The 17,403-nt window shown below is 56.1% G+C and carries 15 protein-coding genes; 3 read left to right on the forward strand and 12 right to left on the reverse strand.

The window, feature by feature from the left end:
• Nucleotides 1-4: 4 nt before the first annotated feature.
• A complete protein-coding gene (gene ftsH, locus B195_RS19380) occupies nucleotides 5-1,912 on the reverse strand; it encodes an ATP-dependent zinc metalloprotease FtsH (protein ID WP_003439601.1) in 1,908 nt (635 codons plus the stop codon).
• 191 nt (nucleotides 1,913-2,103) lie between these two features.
• On the reverse strand, nucleotides 2,104-2,754 hold the full coding sequence (rlmE, locus tag B195_RS19385) for a 23S rRNA (uridine(2552)-2'-O)-methyltransferase RlmE (RefSeq protein ID WP_003439598.1): 651 nt from the start codon (nucleotides 2,752-2,754) through the stop codon (nucleotides 2,104-2,106).
• 106 nt (nucleotides 2,755-2,860) lie between these two features.
• Between rlmE and yhbY the strand changes: the two genes are divergently transcribed.
• Entirely contained in the window at nucleotides 2,861-3,169 is a 309-nt protein-coding gene (gene yhbY / locus B195_RS19390) for a ribosome assembly RNA-binding protein YhbY (protein ID WP_003439595.1), read from the forward strand.
• Nucleotides 3,170-3,474: 305 nt separating this feature from the next.
• On the opposite strand, the gene greA is transcribed toward yhbY, so the two are convergent.
• From greA to grpE, 7 genes are all read right to left on the reverse strand, one after another.
• Entirely contained in the window at nucleotides 3,475-3,951 is a 477-nt protein-coding gene (gene greA, locus B195_RS19395) for a transcription elongation factor GreA (protein WP_003439592.1), read from the reverse strand.
• Nucleotides 3,948-7,169, reverse strand: coding sequence for a carbamoyl-phosphate synthase large subunit (carB, locus tag B195_RS19400; RefSeq protein ID WP_003439590.1), 3,222 nt, complete (start codon nucleotides 7,167-7,169; stop codon nucleotides 3,948-3,950). Before carB ends, greA begins: the two co-directional genes overlap by 4 nt.
• 114 nt (nucleotides 7,170-7,283) lie before the next feature.
• The gene (carA, locus tag B195_RS19405) at nucleotides 7,284-8,420 is read right to left on the reverse strand and encodes a glutamine-hydrolyzing carbamoyl-phosphate synthase small subunit (protein WP_003439586.1); all 1,137 of its coding nucleotides are present in this window, start codon (nucleotides 8,418-8,420) and stop codon (nucleotides 7,284-7,286) included.
• A gap of 259 nt (nucleotides 8,421-8,679) precedes the next feature.
• Nucleotides 8,680-9,486, reverse strand: coding sequence for a 4-hydroxy-tetrahydrodipicolinate reductase (gene dapB, locus B195_RS19410; protein WP_003439585.1), 807 nt, complete (start codon nucleotides 9,484-9,486; stop codon nucleotides 8,680-8,682).
• Nucleotides 9,487-9,496: 10 nt separating this feature from the next.
• Nucleotides 9,497-10,621: a molecular chaperone DnaJ gene (gene dnaJ, locus B195_RS19415; protein ID WP_003439584.1), complete on the reverse strand. Its 1,125-nt coding sequence runs from the start codon at nucleotides 10,619-10,621 to the stop codon at nucleotides 9,497-9,499.
• 321 nt (nucleotides 10,622-10,942) lie between these two features.
• Complete coding sequence (gene dnaK, locus B195_RS19420; protein ID WP_003439583.1) at nucleotides 10,943-12,856, reverse strand: molecular chaperone DnaK; 1,914 nt, start codon at nucleotides 12,854-12,856, stop codon at nucleotides 10,943-10,945.
• A 100-nt stretch (nucleotides 12,857-12,956) separates the two neighbouring features.
• Complete coding sequence (gene grpE, locus B195_RS19425) at nucleotides 12,957-13,523, reverse strand: nucleotide exchange factor GrpE (RefSeq protein WP_003439582.1); 567 nt, start codon at nucleotides 13,521-13,523, stop codon at nucleotides 12,957-12,959.
• Between the two features lie 253 nt (nucleotides 13,524-13,776).
• On the opposite strand from grpE, the gene recN reads away from it, so the two are divergent.
• Complete coding sequence (gene recN / locus B195_RS19430; RefSeq protein ID WP_003439581.1) at nucleotides 13,777-15,459, forward strand: DNA repair protein RecN; 1,683 nt, start codon at nucleotides 13,777-13,779, stop codon at nucleotides 15,457-15,459.
• 96 nt (nucleotides 15,460-15,555) lie between these two features.
• On the opposite strand, the gene fur is transcribed toward recN, so the two are convergent.
• Nucleotides 15,556-15,969, reverse strand: a complete 414-nt coding sequence (fur, locus tag B195_RS19435) for a ferric iron uptake transcriptional regulator (protein ID WP_003439580.1) — start codon at nucleotides 15,967-15,969, stop codon at nucleotides 15,556-15,558.
• 97 nt (nucleotides 15,970-16,066) lie between these two features.
• Between fur and B195_RS19440 the strand changes: the two genes are divergently transcribed.
• The gene (locus B195_RS19440; RefSeq protein WP_003439579.1) at nucleotides 16,067-16,600 is read left to right on the forward strand and encodes an outer membrane protein assembly factor BamE; all 534 of its coding nucleotides are present in this window, start codon (nucleotides 16,067-16,069) and stop codon (nucleotides 16,598-16,600) included.
• Between the two features lie 56 nt (nucleotides 16,601-16,656).
• On the opposite strand, the gene B195_RS19445 is transcribed toward B195_RS19440, so the two are convergent.
• Nucleotides 16,657-16,962: an RnfH family protein gene (locus B195_RS19445; protein WP_003439578.1), complete on the reverse strand. Its 306-nt coding sequence runs from the start codon at nucleotides 16,960-16,962 to the stop codon at nucleotides 16,657-16,659.
• Between the two features lie 5 nt (nucleotides 16,963-16,967).
• Nucleotides 16,968-17,402, reverse strand: coding sequence for a type II toxin-antitoxin system RatA family toxin (locus tag B195_RS19450; RefSeq protein ID WP_003439577.1), 435 nt, complete (start codon nucleotides 17,400-17,402; stop codon nucleotides 16,968-16,970).
• Nucleotide 17,403: the final 1 nt, after the last annotated feature.

A 17,403-nucleotide genomic window follows, 5' to 3' on the forward strand; every position in this document is an offset into this window, starting at 1 on the left:
AGCCTTATTGATCAGCAGCTGGGCCGCCGATAGGTGTTTCCGGGCGCTCGGTCTTGTCCAGGGTTGGAGCAGTCGGGGTACCCGAGCCACCACCTTCCCAGTCACGCGGCTCCCGTGGCGGGCGCCCCGCCATGATGTCGTCGATCTGATCGGCATCGATCGTTTCGTACTTCATCAAGGCATCAGCCATGGCTTCCAGCTTGTCACGATTGTCGGTCAGGATCTGCTTGGCAGTGCCATAGCACTGATCAATGATGCTGCGCACTTCGGAGTCGATCAGCTTGGCTGTCTCGCCCGAAACGCTCGAGCTCTGACCACCGCCACGCCCCAGATACGACTCTTCGTCTTCGGCATACATCAGCGGGCCCAATTTCTCGGACAGGCCCCATTTGGTGACCATGTTCCGGGCAATCTGGCTCGCACGCATGATGTCGTTGGACGCACCGGTAGTCACACCGTCAAAGCCCAGGGTCATCTCTTCAGCAATACGGCCGCCATAGAGCGAGCAGATCTGGCTGATCAGAGCACGCTTGGACAGGCTATAACGATCCTCTTCCGGCAGGAACATGGTGACGCCCAGGGCGCGACCACGAGGAATGATCGAAACCTTGTAAACCGGATCGTGCTCAGGCACAACGCGACCAACAATGGCATGACCCGCTTCGTGATAAGCCGTGTTGCGCTTTTCTTTGTCCGACATGACCATCGATTTGCGCTCTGCGCCCATCATGATCTTGTCTTTAGCCAGCTCGAATTCTTTCATTTCCACAACACGCTTACCGGTGCGCGCTGCAAACAGGGAAGCTTCGTTCACCAGGTTGGCCAGGTCAGCACCCGAGAAGCCCGGAGTACCACGCGCAATCACGCCTGGCTGGACATCATCGCCCATCGGAACTTTGCGCATGTGCACCTTGAGAATCTGCTCACGGCCACGAATGTCCGGCAAGCCAACCACGACCTGGCGGTCAAAGCGGCCTGGACGCAACAGCGCAGGGTCGAGCACGTCCGGACGGTTGGTGGCGGCAATCACAATGATACCGTCATTCATCTCAAAGCCGTCCATCTCAACCAGCAACTGGTTAAGGGTTTGCTCACGCTCATCATGACCGCCGCCCATACCGTTACCACGGTGACGGCCGACAGCATCGATTTCATCGATAAAGATGATGCAAGGTGCGTGCTTTTTCGCCTGTTCGAACATGTCACGAACACGGCTGGCACCAACACCCACGAACATTTCAACGAAGTCCGAACCGGAAATCGTGAAGAACGGCACCTTGGCTTCGCCAGCAATCGCCTTGGCGATCAAGGTTTTACCGGTACCCGGCGGGCCAACCATCAGCACACCACGGGGAATTCGACCGCCCAGACGCTGGAACTTGCCCGGATCGCGAAGGAATTCGACCAGCTCGCCTACTTCTTCTTTCGCTTCGTCACAACCGGCTACGTCAGCCAGGGTCGTTTTGACCTGGTCTTCCGATAGCAGCCGCGCCTTGCTCTTGCCAAAGCTCATCGGTCCGCCTTTACCGCCGGCACCGCCCTGCATCTGACGCATGAAGAACATGAAGACAGCGATGATCACCAGAATCGGGAAGCTCGCAACGAGCAATTGAGTCCAGATGCTTTGCTGCTCAGGCAGCTTGCCCTCAACGGTCACATGGTTATCAACCAGATCACCGATCAAACCGTTGTCCTGAATAGCCGGACGGATGGTTTTGAAGGAATCGCCATCGCTGCGTTTGCCGGTAATCACGTAGCCGTCCACGGCAACGCGTTCGACCTTGCCATCCTTAACTTGCTGGATGAAGTCGGAATAGTTGAGGGTTTGTGGCTCGTTTGGACTGGAGAAGTTGTTCATCACTGTCACCAGGACAGCTGCGATGATCAACCACAGGATCAGATTCTTTGCCATATCGTTCAATTAGCTACCCTCTGAAGCAAGCCCCGCTACTGAAGCGTGCTTCGCATGATATTCACCGGCATAACTTACTACATTGCCTACAACCCTTGCAGGCTCCGTCTGTAACCCTTTGTGAAACTTTGACTACACAATATTCTTTATGTGGGATCTGTAAAGCGATACAAAAAAACCTATCACCCTATTCAGAGACGCTCATCACTGGCAGATCCGGCGATTCCACGAAAGCCGCGGCCCAGCAAATATTGCTCACGGGACCTGTCTCGCGAAGAAGACGGCTTGCGCATCTGCACCTTATCAAACAGCTTGCGAATATCTTTGTGGTATTCGTCGAAGCCTTCACCCTGGAAGACCTTGATCAAAAAATCACCACCGGGCCGCAAGACACGTCCGGCAAGATCCAGTGCCAATTCGCACAAGAACATCGCCCGAGGCATGTCAACAGCTGCCAATCCACTCATATTGGGGGCCATATCCGAAATCACAAGGTCTACCTGCGTATTTCCGACAGCTTCAAGAATCTGGGCAAGTACGTGATCTTCGGTAAAGTCACCCTGGATAAAGGTCACATCAGGAATGCTGTCCATCTCCAGGATGTCCGAAGCGATCAGTCGCCCCTGACCGCCGATCAGACGGCTGGTGACCTGCGACCAGCCACCCGGGGCGGCCCCCAGGTCAATAACAGTCATGCCAGGGCGAATAATGCGGTCACGTTCCTGGATCTCCAGCAACTTGTAGCTGGCACGCGAACGATACCCGTCTTTTTGCGCCATTTTGACGTATGGGTCGTTGAAATGCTCTTTCAGCCAGTTAAGGCTAGTCTTGGAACGGGCCACGGGCCACCTCAAAAAAATAAACGGGTCGTGATTAACTGGGCGGTCCCGGACTCCCTCGGGTAAACTGGCCGCCGCTTTTTACAAGATCAGACACAGGGGTCAGATTATGCCGCTCACTCAAGAGCAGAAGAAACAGTACAAATCCATTGGCCACCATCTGAAACCAGTATTGACTGTGGCTGATAATGGTTTGACTGAGGGTGTTTTAGCCGAACTCGAACGCGCATTGGGCGATCACGAGTTGATTAAAATCAAAGTCAACATCCTGGATCGCGAATCCCGCCTGGAGGCCATTGCAGAACTGTGCAAGGCAGGCAAAGCGGAATTGGTGCAGGTTATCGGCAAAATGGCGCTTCTTTACCGCAAGAACGTCAATGTTAACAAGCAACTGTCGAACATCCATCGTTTCAAGTGATGCCGACAAGGGTCAAGGGTGCGCTTTGCGCGCCCTGACACTCTTGCCTGGCCAATAGCAAAAACTGCCCGCGCAACGCATCAGGCAGCCAGAACCAGCCATCGCAACACATCCCGCCAGCAGACTGCATCAAATAGTGCTCGCCGCTTATCGGCCACACTACGCGATACATTGATCAACAGCGACACCACAGCATACAGCCCGGCACCGCCAAAAAATTCTGTGTGCAACAAGCATCAGCCGCCAACCCGGATATCCGGGCCGGCCGCCAAAGCAGTGCGCCCGCACGAAACGGGCGCCTTTTCTCAGATGTGACGTACTTCGACAATCTCGTACTCAATGACGCCGCCCGGTGTTTTCACCGCAACCACATCACCTTCTTCCTTGGCAATCAAGGCACGAGCAAGTGGCGAACCTACGGAGATTTTTCCGAGTTTGAAGTCAGCCTCATCCTCACCAACGATCTGATAAGTCACGCGCTCGTCAGTTTCAACGTTCGCGATCTCGACCGTCGTGCCGAAAATCACCTTGCCGGTATGAGGAATCGCCGCCACATCAATAACCACTGCGTTCTGCAGACGGCCCTCGATATCACGGATACGCGCCTCAGACATACCCTGCAGCTCACGAGCGGCATGGTACTCAGCATTTTCCTTGAGGTCGCCCAGTTCGCGCGCCGTACCGATTTCCTTGCTCAGCTTTGGCCGAACAACCTTGGTCAGGTGTGCAAGCTCTTCTTCCAGGGCTTTATGGCCCTGGACCGTCATTGGGTATTTGATCATGCCTTCAATCCTGCGTGTAGATCCTGCAAGCTGCGTACGGTTTTTTCAGGACCGAATTTAAGCGCTTCGCAGATCGCTTCGCCAGCAGCAATAGTCGTGGTGCAGTAGATTTTGTGCTGCAGAGCGTTGCGGCGAATGGAGTAAGAGTCAGCAATCGACTGACGACCTTCGGTCGTATTGATGATCAGGCTGACTTCGTCATTTTTGATCATATCGACAACGTGCGGACGACCTTCGGTCACCTTGTTCACCCGGCGTACTTTCAGACCCGCCGCCTCGATGAACTTGGCAGTGCCAACGGTCGAAACAATCTCGAAGCCCAGGCTGATCAGATCACGTGCAACACCCGCCACCAAAGGCTTGTCGTCGTCACGTACGCTGATGAACGCAGTACCACCGGTAGGCAGAACCTCGCTGGCACCCATTTGAGCCTTGGCAAAAGCTTCACCGAAGGTATCGCCCACGCCCATCACTTCACCGGTGGACTTCATCTCAGGGCCGAGAATCGGGTCAACACCAGGGAATTTGGCGAACGGGAAGACCGCCTCTTTCACGCTGTAGAAGTTTGGAATGATTTCTTTAGTGAAACCGATTTCCTTCAGAGTTTTACCAGCCATCACCCGAGCCGCGATCATCGCCAGGGAAACACCGATGCACTTGGATACGAAAGGAACTGTACGCGAAGCACGCGGGTTCACTTCGATCACGTAGATATCTTCGCCCTGCAGAGCAAGCTGCACGTTCATCAGGCCGACAACGCCCAACTCCAGAGCCATTTTCTTGACCTGTTCACGCATCTCGTCCTGGATATGCAACGGCAGCGAGTACGGTGGCAGCGAGCATGCGGAGTCACCGGAGTGAACACCTGCCTGCTCAATGTGCTGCATGATCGCGCCGATCACTACGTCAGTTCCGTCGCAGACGGCATCAACGTCCATTTCGATTGCACAGTTCAGGAAGTGATCCAGCAGCACCGGGCTGTCGTTGGACACTTTCACCGCATCGCGCAGGTAACGCTTGAGCTCGTCTTCTTCGTAAACGATTTCCATCGCCCGGCCGCCCAACACGTAGGAAGGACGAACCACCAGCGGGTAACCGATTTTGGAGGCAGCACGAATGGCTTCGTCTTCGCTGCGCACAGTGGCGTTTGGCGGCTGACGCAGGTTCAGACGCTCAACCATTTGCTGGAAGCGCTCACGGTCTTCTGCACGGTCGATTGCATCAGGGCTGGTACCAATGATCGGCACGCCTGCTTCTTCCAGCGCACGGGCCAGTTTCAACGGGGTCTGGCCGCCGTACTGGACGATCACGCCCTTCGGCTTCTCGACACGTACGATTTCCAGCACGTCTTCCAGGGTCACGGATTCGAAGTACAGACGATCCGAGGTGTCGTAGTCAGTGGAAACAGTTTCCGGGTTGCAGTTGACCATGATGGTTTCGTAACCATCGGCACGCAACGCCAGAGCCGCGTGAACGCAGCAGTAGTCGAACTCGATACCCTGACCGATACGGTTCGGACCACCACCCAGAATCATGATCTTGTCACGATCCGAAGGGTTGGCCTCGCACTCTTCCTCATAGGTCGAGTACATGTAAGCCGTGTCGGTCGCAAACTCGGCTGCGCAGGTGTCAACGCGCTTGTAAACCGGGAACACTTCCAGCTTGTGTCGATGGCGACGCAGGTTCTTCTCGGTCACACCCAGCAGTACAGCCAGACGTGCGTCGGAGAAGCCTTTGCGCTTGAGGCGATACATGGCATCGCGATCAATCGAAGACAGCGCCATGGTCTTGATCTTCTCTTCGTCCTTGATCAGATCTTCGATCTGCACCAGGAACCAAGGGTCAATCATGTTCATGCCGAAGATGTCTTCTACGGTCATGCCCGCACGGAATGCGTCAGCCACGTACCAGATACGCTCGGCACCCGGCACAGTCAGCTCGCGCTTGAGCACTGCCATGCTTTCCGGGTTGCTCAGGTCCAGCTTTGGATCAAGACCGCTGACACCCACTTCCAGACCGCGAAGGGCTTTCTGCAAGGATTCCTGGAAAGTCCGGCCAATGGCCATGACTTCACCAACCGACTTCATCTGAGTTGTCAGGCGCGCATCGGCTTTAGGGAATTTTTCGAAAGCAAAGCGCGGCAGCTTGGTCACGACGTAGTCGATGGACGGCTCGAAGGACGCCGGAGTAGCGCCACCGGTGATTTCGTTCTGCAACTCGTCCAGGGTGTAACCGATCGCCAGCTTGGCAGCGATACGCGCAATCGGGAAACCGGTGGCTTTCGAAGCCAGCGCCGAAGAACGCGAAACACGCGGGTTCATCTCGATCACAACCATACGGCCAGTGTCCGGGCAAATGCCGAACTGCACGTTGGAACCACCGGTCTCAACGCCGATCTCACGCAGTACCGCCAGCGAGGCGTTACGCATGATCTGGTATTCCTTGTCCGTCAGGGTCTGTGCCGGAGCAACAGTGATCGAGTCACCGGTGTGCACGCCCATCGGGTCAAAGTTTTCGATCGAGCAAACGATGATGCAGTTGTCCTTTTTGTCGCGGACAACCTCCATTTCGTACTCTTTCCAGCCGATCAGGGATTCGTCGATCAGCAGCTCTTTGGTCGGCGACAGGTCCAGACCACGAGCGCAGATTTCTTCGAACTCTTCACGGTTGTAAGCGATACCGCCACCGGTGCCGCCCATGGTGAACGATGGACGGATGATGCACGGGAAGCCCAGCTTTTCGAGGACCGCATTGGCCTCTTCCATGCTGTGGGCGATACCGGAGCGCGGGCAATCCAGACCGATGGACTTCATCGCCTTGTCAAAACGCGAACGGTCTTCAGCCTTGTCGATGGTGTCGGCATTGGCGCCGATCATTTCTACGCCGAACTTCTCCAGAACGCCTTCACGCTCCAGGTCCAGTGCGCAGTTCAGAGCAGTCTGGCCGCCCATGGTCGGCAACAGAGCGTCCGGACGCTCTTTTTCGATGATCTTGGCAACAGTCTGCCACTTGATCGGCTCGATGTACGTTGCGTCGGCCATGTCCGGGTCGGTCATGATGGTGGCCGGGTTGGAGTTCACCAGGATGACGCGATAGCCTTCCTCGCGCAGAGCTTTACAAGCCTGGGCGCCGGAGTAGTCGAATTCACAGGCCTGGCCGATAACGATCGGGCCAGCGCCGAGAATCAGGATGCTTTTAATGTCTGTACGTTTTGGCATGGGTTTGTCACTCAAATCCGCAGGTCAGTCGGCAAGCCGTCGATCAAGTCTGTGAAGCACCCAAGGGGCCGCCGGAGTCCGGGGCCGGCACTGGGTACTAGCACAAGGGTATGATCAGCGGCGCTTGGCCATCTCATTGATGAAACGATCGAACAGCGGCGCTACGTCGTTCGGGCCAGGGCTGGCTTCAGGGTGACCCTGGAAGCTGAAAGCGCTCTTGTCGGTCAGCTCGATACCTTGCAAGGTGCCGTCAAACAGCGACTTGTGGATTGCGCGCACGTTGGCCGGCAAAGTCGCTTCATCAACCGCAAAACCGTGGTTCTGACTGGTGATCATCACAACGCCCGTGTCCAGATCCTGAACCGGGTGGTTCGCACCGTGGTGGCCGTGACCCATTTTCACCGTCTTGGCGCCGGACGCCAGAGCCAGCAACTGGTGTCCCAGGCAGATACCGAACACCGGAATTTCGGTTTTCAGCACTTCCTGAATAGCCGTGATTGCGTAGTCGCATGGCTCCGGATCACCCGGGCCGTTGGACAGGAACACACCATCCGGATTCAGTGCCAGTACGTCGCTGGCCGGAGTTTGTGCCGGCACAACAGTGACGCGGCAGCCACGCTCAACCAGCATGCGCAGGATGTTCCACTTTACGCCGTAGTCGTAGGCAACTACGTGATAAGGCAGCTCGGACGCTTCAATTGTCGGATGGCTATCGGTGGCCAGGTTCCAGACACTGGAGCGCCACTCGTAAGCCTTCTCGGTGCTGACAACTTTCGCCAGATCCATGCCTTTCAGGCCCGGGAAGCCGCGCGCAGCAGCAATGGCAGCTTCGTCAGAAATGTTGTCGCCGGCCATGATGCAGCCGTTCTGTGCACCTTTCTCACGCAAAATGCGGGTCAGGCGACGGGTATCGATACCTGCGATAGCGACAACATTGTTGGCTTTCAGGTAATCGGAAAGCGACATCGTGTTGCGCCAGTTGCTGGCAACCAGTGGCAGATCACGAATAACCAGACCTGCGGACCAGACACGATCAGACTCGGCATCTTCCGGCGTAGTACCGGTATTGCCAACATGCGGGTAAGTCAGGGTAACGATTTGCTGAGCGTAGGATGGATCCGTCAAGATCTCCTGGTAGCCAGTCATTGCGGTGTTAAACACCACCTCTCCAACGGTCTGACCGTCGGCTCCAATGGCTTCGCCGCGAAAAATGCTGCCATCAGCGAGGGCGAGTATGGCTTGCTTAGTCAAGAAGACCTCCCGTAAATAAAGCCTGAAAGGGCGATCGCAGGTTGTAAAAAAGCGGAGTGACGTATGGACACGTCACCCCGCTTCTTCATCGAATTATCTGCGCGCTTTTAGTGGACACACTAAAGCTGTAGCTTACAGAAAAAGGCTTTTTTGGTCTACCGCTAAAGAGCCTAAAAGGCAGAGGAATGCGACAGAACATCGCTTAGCGGTTAAAAGTCAGGCTGCCGGCGCGCCAACAGCCTGATTTTACAGAGACAACTCAACGCAGGTCGAGCACATCCTGCATGTCATACAGCCCGGGCTCACGCCCGTCGAGCCACAGCGCAGCACGAACGGCACCCTTGGCGAAGGTCATGCGGCTGGATGCCTTGTGGGTGATCTCAAGACGCTCGCCCTCGGTCGCAAACAGAACCGTATGATCCCCCACCACATCACCGCCCCGAACTGTCGCAAAACCGATGGTTTCGCGCTCGCGGGCGCCGGTGTGACCTTCGCGACCATAGACCGCCACCTGCTGCAGGTCACGCCCCAATGCACTGGCAATGACCTCACCCATGCGCATCGCGGTTCCCGAAGGCGCGTCGACCTTGTGCCGGTGATGAGCTTCGATGATTTCGATATCAGCATCTTCACCCATCACCCGTGCCGCCATATCCAGCAGCTTGAACGACAGGTTGACGCCCACACTGAAGTTGGAGGCAAAAACAATCGCAATATCCTGGCCGGCTTCAACCAGCAACTGCTTTTGTTCGGCATTCAACCCCGTAGTACCGATCACCATGGCCTTGCCCAACTGGCGACACACGGCCAGGTTGGCCAGCATTACCTCAGGCAGGGTGAAATCGATCAGTACGTCGAAATCAGCCGCGACCGCTTGCAGGTTTTCCGACAACGGCACACCGATACGCCCGATAGAGGCCAGCTCACCGGCATCCGCCCCCACCAGGGAGCTGCCCGGGCGCACGATGGCCGCTGTCAGCCCGCACACTGGTGAGCGCTGCTGCACCGCATCGACCAAGGTCTTACCCATGCGCCCAGCAGCGCCCATCACAGCCATACGTCGCATGTCCCGCTCCTTACAAATCGCCGAAGAAGCGCTTCACGCCTTCGAACCAGCCGGTTGCGTTCGGCGAATGACTACTATCGCCTTCGAGTGTCGAACGGAACTCTTCCATCAACTCACGCTGACGACGGCTCAGTTTCACCGGCGTCTCGATCACCACACGGCACATCAAGTCACCAGCGCCGCCGCCACGTACCGGAGCAACACCCTTGCCACGCAGACGGAACTGCTTGCCGGTTTGCGTGCCTTCCGGAATCTTCAGCTTGACCCGGCCATCCAGGGTCGGCACTTCAATCTCGGCACCCAGCGAAGCATCGGCAAAGTTGATCGGTACTTCACAGAACAGATGCTTGCCGTCGCGCTGGAAGATCGCGTGCTCACGCACCTCGATCACCACGTACAGATCGCCGGTCGGCCCGCCCTGCACACCCGCCTCGCCTTCGCCCGAAAGACGAATCCGGTCGCCCGTATCTACGCCCGCAGGCACTTTTACGGAAAGGGTTTTGTATTCTTCTACGCGGCCTTCGCCACGGCAGCTGTCGCACGGATCAGAAATGATCTTGCCCTGACCGTGGCAACGCGGACAGGTCTGCTGCACAGCAAAAAAGCCCTGCTGCATGCGCACCTGGCCAATACCGCCACAGGTCGTACAGGTAACCGGCGAAGAACCTTTCTTGGCACCCGAACCATCGCATGGTTTGCAGTTGACCAGCGTCGGCACACGAATATTGACCGTGGTACCGCGTACGGCCTCTTCCAGATCCAGCTCCAGCGTGTAGCGCAAATCGCTGCCCCGCTGAGCGCCGCCCCGGGAGCCACCGCGACCACCGCCGAAGAAATCACTGAACACATCGCCGAAAATATCGGAGAAGTTCTGCCCGCCAAAACCGGCACCGCCGCCACCCATTTGCGGATCAACACCGGCATGGCCGTATTGATCATAGGCGGCACGCTTACTGGAGTCCGACAGAACTTCGTAAGCCTCGTTGGCTTCCTTGAACAACTCTTCGGAAGCCTTGTCATCCGGATTGCGATCCGGGTGATGCTTCATTGCGAGGCGACGATATGCCTTCTTCAACTCCACTTCAGTGGTAGTACGTTCAACACCCAATATTTCGTAATAATCGCGCTTTGCCATAATTCTTTGCACTCTCAAGGACGTTCGGCAAAACCCTCCCGAGCCTCACCAAACCCGCCGGACCCCAGTAAAGACCAAGCCCGACTCACGTCTTTTTCAACGATATTGGTTTCTGATTAACAGCCAATGCATCGGCCAACAGGAGCGGTTACAGCCAAGCGGAAACAAAAAAGATCCGGACCCAACCGCAAGCATTCGACCATGTCGCATGCTGTAAAAATTCCTCTACTCCAGACACGCCAACGCGGGAGCAAGCTCCCGCGCGGCGACATCCTACCAGTCACCGCTAATGCACGGTCAACCGGCCGACCAACAAGCTAATTACTTGTTGTCTTTTACTTCTTCGAACTCAGCGTCGACAACGTCGTCAGCCTTGGCTTCTTCAGCAGGCTTGGCCGCTGCGTCTGCCGGGTTCGCTTGCTCGGCGTACATTTTCTGTGCGACCGGAGCAGACACCTTGGACAGCTCTTCAACCTTGGCTTCGATAGCAGCCTTGTCATCGCCTTTAACAGCGGCTTCAAGTGCAACTACTGCAGCTTCGATTGCAACTTTCTCTTCTGCGGTCACTTTATCGCCAGCATCAGCGATCATTTTACGAGTCGAGTGAACCAGTGCGTCGCCCTGGTTACGTGCAGCTGCCAGCTCTTCGAACTTGCGGTCTTCTTCAGCGTTGACTTCAGCGTCACGAACCATCTGAGCAATTTCTTCCTCGGACAGACCCGAGTTAGCCTTGATCACGATGGACTGAGACTTGCCAGTCGCCTTGTCTTTTGCACTTACGTGCAGGATGCCGTTGGCATCGATGTCGAAGGTTACTTCGATCTGAGGCACGCCACGTGGAGCTGGTGGAATGTCAGCCAGGTCGAACTTGCCCAACGACTTGTTCTGAGCGGCTTGCTTGCGCTCGCCTTGCAGCACGTGAATGGTCACTGCGCCCTGGTTATCGTCAGCAGTCGAGAACACTTGCGATTTCTTGGTAGGAATCGTGGTGTTTTTCTCGATCAGGGCAGTCATTACGCCACCCATGGTTTCGATACCCAAAGTCAGCGGGCTCACGTCCAGCAACAGAACGTCTTTCACATCACCGGCCAATACTGCGCCCTGGATAGCAGCACCCATTGCAACAGCTTCGTCCGGGTTCACGTCTTTACGTGCTTCCTTGCCGAAGAACTCGGTTACCAGCTTCTGTACCAGCGGCATGCGAGTCTGACCACCGACCAGGATCACGTCGTTGATCGCGCCAACGTCGATACCGGCGTCTTTCAGTGCAGTGCGGCAAGGCTCGATGGTGCGCTGAACCAGGTCTTCAACCAGCGATTCCAGCTTGGCGCGGGAAATCTTCACGTTCAAGTGCTTAGGACCGGTGGCATCTGCAGTGATGTACGGCAGATTCACGTCGGTCGACTGGCTCGAAGACAGTTCGATCTTGGCTTTTTCAGCAGCTTCTTTCAGACGCTGCATCGCCAGCGGGTCACCTTTGAGGTTCATGCCGCTTTCTTTCTTGAACTCGTCAACCAGGTAGTCGATCAGACGGATGTCAAAGTCTTCACCACCCAGGAACGTGTCACCGTTGGTCGCCAGCACTTCAAACTGGTGCTCGCCATCCACTTCGGCAATTTCAATTACCGACACGTCGAAAGTACCGCCACCCAGGTCATAAACGATGACAGTGTGGTCGCCTTTCGCTTTGTCCATACCGTAAGCCAGAGCAGCAGCGGTTGGTTCGTTGATGATGCGTTTTACGTCCAGACCCGCGATACGGCCGGCGTCTTTGGTCGCCTGACGCTGGCTGTCGTTGAAGTAGGCCGGAACGGTGATAACCGCTTCAGTCACTGGCTCGCCGAGGTAGTCTTCGGCGGTTTTCTTCATTTTCTTCAGAATTTCAGCCGAGATTTGTGGCGGAGCCATTTTCTGGCCGTTCACTTCAACCCAAGCGTCGCCGTTGTCAGCCTTGGCGATCTTGTACGGAACCATCTGAATGTCTTTCTGCACAACTTCTTCGTCAAAACGACGACCGATCAGACGCTTCACCGCGTACAGGGTGTTATGCGGATTGGTCACTGCCTGACGCTTGGCCGACTGGCCAACCAGAATTTCGCCATCGTTGGCATACGCAACGATCGACGGCGTGGTACGCGCGCCTTCAGCGTTTTCGATAACTTTTGCTTTACCGTTTTCCAGAACCGAAACACACGAGTTGGTGGTCCCGAGGTCAATACCGATAATTCTGCCCATGTTAACTCTCCCTAAATTTGAATTTTTTTGCCGCAGCAGTAATGACCAACTGCGGCATTACTTAACGCTTGACTTCTAAATGGGGGCCTTGCGGCCGATTTCAAGCCTGCTCGTCAATCGATGGCGAAACCGGCGCTGGAGCCTTGCTGACTACGACCATAGCCGGGCGCAGCAAGCGACCATTGAGCTGATAACCTTTTTGAAACACCTTGAGCACACTGTTTGGCTCCAGGTCAGCGCTTTCCTGCATTGCCATCGCCTGGTGATGCTCGGCATTGAAGGGCTCGCCGTGTGGATCGATAGCTTCCAGGTGATAACGCTTCAGGGTGTCCTGGAACATTTTCAGGGTCAGCTCGATCCCTTCACGCATTGGACGAATGCTTTCGTCGTCCGGGTTCGACAGCTCAAGGCCGCGTTCCAGACTGTCGATTACCGGCAACAGGTCGCCAGCAAATTTTTCCAGTGCAAATTTGTGTGCTTTTTCAACGTCCTGTTCTGCACGGCGGCGAACGTTCTGTAGATCGGCAGCTACGCGCAAAGCCTGATCATTAGCGGCCGCCAGCTGCTCTTCAAGCACTTGCACGCGGGATACCAGATCTTCGCTTCCTGCATCAGCAGCCTGATTAGCGTCTTGATTCTGCGTATCCATAGTCTGTTCGTCTGCCATAGATTTCTCCTTTCAAACTTTGTCCGCGAGCTCGACTCGCGCTTCTGCCAAGGTATATGGGGTCGCAATTTTCAGGTTCAAGAGCCAAAAAGCAGTAAGTGTGGTCTTTCCCCTCGAGCAAAAGCCCCGGCTGGACAATCGAAACGACCTAAAAAAGCAAAACGACCAAGCAAATCGAACTAAACGAAGGCATTGTCAGCACGAAACAAAACACTGTATAAATAACCAGACATTACGTTTTGGAGCAGCTCCTATGCTGGTGCACCTGTCCGTACATAACTACGCCATCGTTGAACATCTCGATCTTGAACTGGATCGCGGGATGAGTGTAATCACTGGCGAGACCGGTGCCGGTAAATCGATCATGCTCGATGCGCTCGGCCTTACCCTGGGTGACCGCGCCGACAGTGGCGTAGTTCGCCCCGGGGCCGAAAAGGCCGACATCCTGGCCACCTTCGACCTGCAGGATATCCCCGAAGCCCGGGCATGGCTTGCCGCACGCGATCTCGAGGCTGAAGGCCCGTGCATCCTGCGCCGAGTGATCACGGCCGAAGGACGCTCACGCGGCTACATCAATGGCACACCCTGCCCTCAAGGCGACCTGAAAGCCCTGGGCGAGTTGTTGATCGATATCCACAGCCAGCACGAACACCAGTCGCTGCTCAAACCCGACACCCATCGCCGCTTGCTGGACGAGTATGCGGGTGCCACCGATCTGGCCCGCCAGGTCCATCTGGCAGCACAACGCTGGCGCCAGACCCGCCAGGAACTCGAGCACCTGTCCAACTCGGGTGACGAGCAGCGCGCACGCCACCAACTGCTGAGCTACCAGCTCGAAGAACTCGAAACCCTCTCGCTGGGCGAAAACGAACTGGAAGAGCTGGAGCAGGAACACAAGAACCTGACCAACGCCGAAACCCTGCTGACTATCTGCCGTCAGGTGGTTGAACAGTGCAGCGAAAACGATTCCGGCAACGTACTCAACGCGCTGACCGTGAGCCTGAATCGCCTGTCGAGCATCAACAACAACTCCGGCTCGCTGAGCGAAGCAACCGACCTGCTGGCCAGCGCACAAATTCAAGTCGAAGAGGCCGTGGGCGAACTTAACCGTTTCCTCGATCATTTTGATGCTGACCCGGGCCGCCTGCAGTACCTCGAAGAGCGACTGGACACCATCTACACCCTGGCACGCAAACACCGCGTCCAGCCAAATGACGTTGCCGCCCTGCAGCAACGGCTACTGGAAGAGATCGAAACCCTCAACGCCAACGATGAGTCCATTGAACGCCTGAACAATGAACTGACCGCGTACACCCGCCACTATCAGGAGTGCGCACGCGAACTCAGCGGTTTGCGTGCCCATGCGGCAACACAGCTGAGCAGTGCAGTAGAAGAAGAAATCCAGCGCCTGGGCATGCCAGGCGGCCGCTTCGTCATCGAGTTGCGCCCACAAAACAGCACCGACCCGATGCCCCACGGTCTGGAGCAAGTTGAACTGCTGGTCAGCGCCAACCCCGGCCAGCCTCTTAAAGCCCTGGCCAAGGTGGCCTCTGGCGGCGAACTGTCACGCATCAGCCTGGCCATCCAGGTCATCACCGCACAAACCTCACGCGTACCCACCCTGGTATTCGACGAAGTCGACGTGGGCATCGGCGGCCCAACTGCTGAAATCGTTGGCCAGTTGCTGCGCAGGCTTGGCGAGCGCGGCCAGGTGCTGACGGTCACCCACCTGCCGCAAGTGGCAGCCCAATGCCACCAACACCTTTTCGTACACAAGGTTCGCGAGAGCGAAACCACACGCACCGCTGTGTCAAAACTCAGTCAAAAAGAGCGAGTAGAAGAAGTCGCGCGCATGCTCGGCGGCATCGACCTGACCAAAGAATCATTGGCTCATGCCAAGAAAATGGTGGTCACAGCAAAAAACCTGGCAGCTTAACGACGAACGGTCAACAAACACCAAGATTCAGACAGCACGAAGGCGACCCTGGGGTCGCCTTCGTTGGTTTCGCGAACCGGGGTTCGCGCGACATGCTTATTTAGTTTTCTTGCGTACGTACAGCACCAGATTGTGATCTACCAGCTCGACGCCATGTTTGGCGGCGATGGCATGTTGCAGTTTTTCGATGTCTTCGTCGAAAAACTCGATCACTTCACCACTGTCCACGTTGACCATGTGGTCGTGGTGTCCGCCGTCGGCATCGGCCAATTCAAAGACCGCATGACCGCCATCAAAATTATGGCGAATCACCAGCCCTGCGGACTCAAACTGCGTCAGTACACGGTAGACCGTGGCCAGACCGACGTCTTCGCCAGCTTGCATCAATGCCTTGTAAACATCCTCGGCACTCATGTGACGCTGCTCGGCAGAGTCAAGCATTTGTAGAATCTTGACTCGTGGCAGAGTCACCTTAAGTCCGGCCTTACGTAGTTCGCTATTTTCAACCATGGTTAGCTTTCTCGCGGAAGCGCTTCGCAGCTTCTCTTAATACGGGTATGATCGGCGTTTACGTTGTCCCAGCCAAGATAGTGGAAGTCGCCCACCGATGCAAAACACCAAGCTCTTGCTAACCAGTTTCACCTTTGTGGGACTGCTCGCACTCGCCGGTTGTTCATTCCCCGGGGTTTACAAAATCGACATCCAGCAGGGCAATGTCGTCACGCAGGACATGATAAACCAGTTACGCCCGGGAATGACCCGCCGGCAAGTGCGGTTTATCATGGGCAACGCCCTGCTGACCGATACATTCCATCCGGATCGTTGGGATTATTTGTATAGCCTGCAACCCGGTGGCGGTGAACGCCAACAAGAACGCGTGAGCGTGTTCTTCAACGAAAACGACCAGCTCATCAGCTTGTCAGGCGATTTCAAGCCTGGCGTGAGCCGCGACGAGGCAATTCTCGGCAAAGACACTGCCCCGGGTGAAACCGCCCCGCCAGTGCCTGAGACTGCGCCGAGCGAGAATAGCGATGAGCCACCTAAACCTGGCTCGCTGCTCGATCAGATCCAGAAAGACGTCGATGGAGTCAAAGCGGTACCTGTACCGACTCCAGCGCCTCTGGATACAACCGAACAATAAAGGTTCGGCACAAAAAAGCCCGGCATGCCGGGCTTTTTGTTGTCTGTCTAAAGTGCTTACAGCTGGCTCAGGCGCTTGGCTTCAGCCGCTTTGGCTGCACGCTGGCGCCGGATTTCTTTAGGGTCGGCCAGCAAAGGACGATAAATTTCAACCCGATCACCGGCCTGCAATACATGGCTGTCTGGCGCTGCGACCTGCTTGCCGAAAATCCCCACAGGGCAATTCAGCAGATCCAGCTCCGCAAACTCGCTATCCATACCCGACGCCAGCACCGCCGCCCGTACAGTAGTGCCTTGCGGCACCGCCAAAACCAGCAAGCGCTGACGATCGACAGCCGCGTAGACAACCTCAACATCAATCATCAGAGTCAGCCATACAACTGCTTGGCGCGCTGGCAAAACGCATCTACCAGCGTATTGGCGGCCTGATTGAACAACGGCCCCAAGGTCGCCTTCACAATCGCCCCTGCGTAATCAAACGTCATATCCAGACTGATCTTGCAGGCTTTCTCGCCCAATGGCTTGAACACCCAGAGGCCGTGCAACTTGGTGAATGGCCCCTCTTCCAGATTCATCTCAATGGATTGCCCCGGCACCAGCGTGTTACGCGTCACAAAGTGCTGGCTCAAACCGCCCTTGGCCACACCCAGGCTGGCGCGCATCAGCACCTCGGTGCTTTCAAGAATTTCGGCCGATGAACACCACGGCAAGAACTCCGGATAACTCGCAACATCGTTAACCAGGTCATAAAGAGCCTGCGCCGGATAAGGCAGCAAGGCGGAGCGTTGGATATGGGTAGTCATG

This window comes from Pseudomonas sp. Lz4W (assembly GCF_000346225.2).
Classification (GTDB): Bacteria; Pseudomonadota; Gammaproteobacteria; order Pseudomonadales; family Pseudomonadaceae; genus Aquipseudomonas; species Aquipseudomonas paraversuta.

Bases quoted from the DNA above. Each gene is read 5' to 3' on its own strand.
- ftsH (WP_003439601.1), bottom strand. From the start codon at position 1,912: ATGGCAAAGAATCTGATCCTGTGGTTGATCATCGCAGCTGTCCTGGTG.
- yhbY (WP_003439595.1), top strand. From the start codon at position 2,861: ATGCCGCTCACTCAAGAGCAGAAGAAACAGTACAAATCCATTGGCCAC.
- greA (WP_003439592.1), bottom strand. From the start codon at position 3,951: ATGATCAAATACCCAATGACGGTCCAGGGCCATAAAGCCCTGGAAGAA.
- carB (WP_003439590.1), bottom strand. From the start codon at position 7,169: ATGCCAAAACGTACAGACATTAAAAGCATCCTGATTCTCGGCGCTGGC.
- dapB (WP_003439585.1), bottom strand. From the start codon at position 9,486: ATGCGACGTATGGCTGTGATGGGCGCTGCTGGGCGCATGGGTAAGACC.
- dnaJ (WP_003439584.1), bottom strand. From the start codon at position 10,621: ATGGCAAAGCGCGATTATTACGAAATATTGGGTGTTGAACGTACTACC.
- dnaK (WP_003439583.1), bottom strand. From the start codon at position 12,856: ATGGGCAGAATTATCGGTATTGACCTCGGGACCACCAACTCGTGTGTT.
- grpE (WP_003439582.1), bottom strand. From the start codon at position 13,523: ATGGCAGACGAACAGACTATGGATACGCAGAATCAAGACGCTAATCAG.
- recN (WP_003439581.1), top strand. From the start codon at position 13,777: ATGCTGGTGCACCTGTCCGTACATAACTACGCCATCGTTGAACATCTC.
- fur (WP_003439580.1), bottom strand. From the start codon at position 15,969: ATGGTTGAAAATAGCGAACTACGTAAGGCCGGACTTAAGGTGACTCTG.
- B195_RS19440 (WP_003439579.1), top strand. From the start codon at position 16,067: ATGCAAAACACCAAGCTCTTGCTAACCAGTTTCACCTTTGTGGGACTG.
- B195_RS19445 (WP_003439578.1), bottom strand. From the start codon at position 16,962: ATGATTGATGTTGAGGTTGTCTACGCGGCTGTCGATCGTCAGCGCTTG.
- B195_RS19450 (WP_003439577.1), bottom strand. From the start codon at position 17,402: ATGACTACCCATATCCAACGCTCCGCCTTGCTGCCTTATCCGGCGCAG.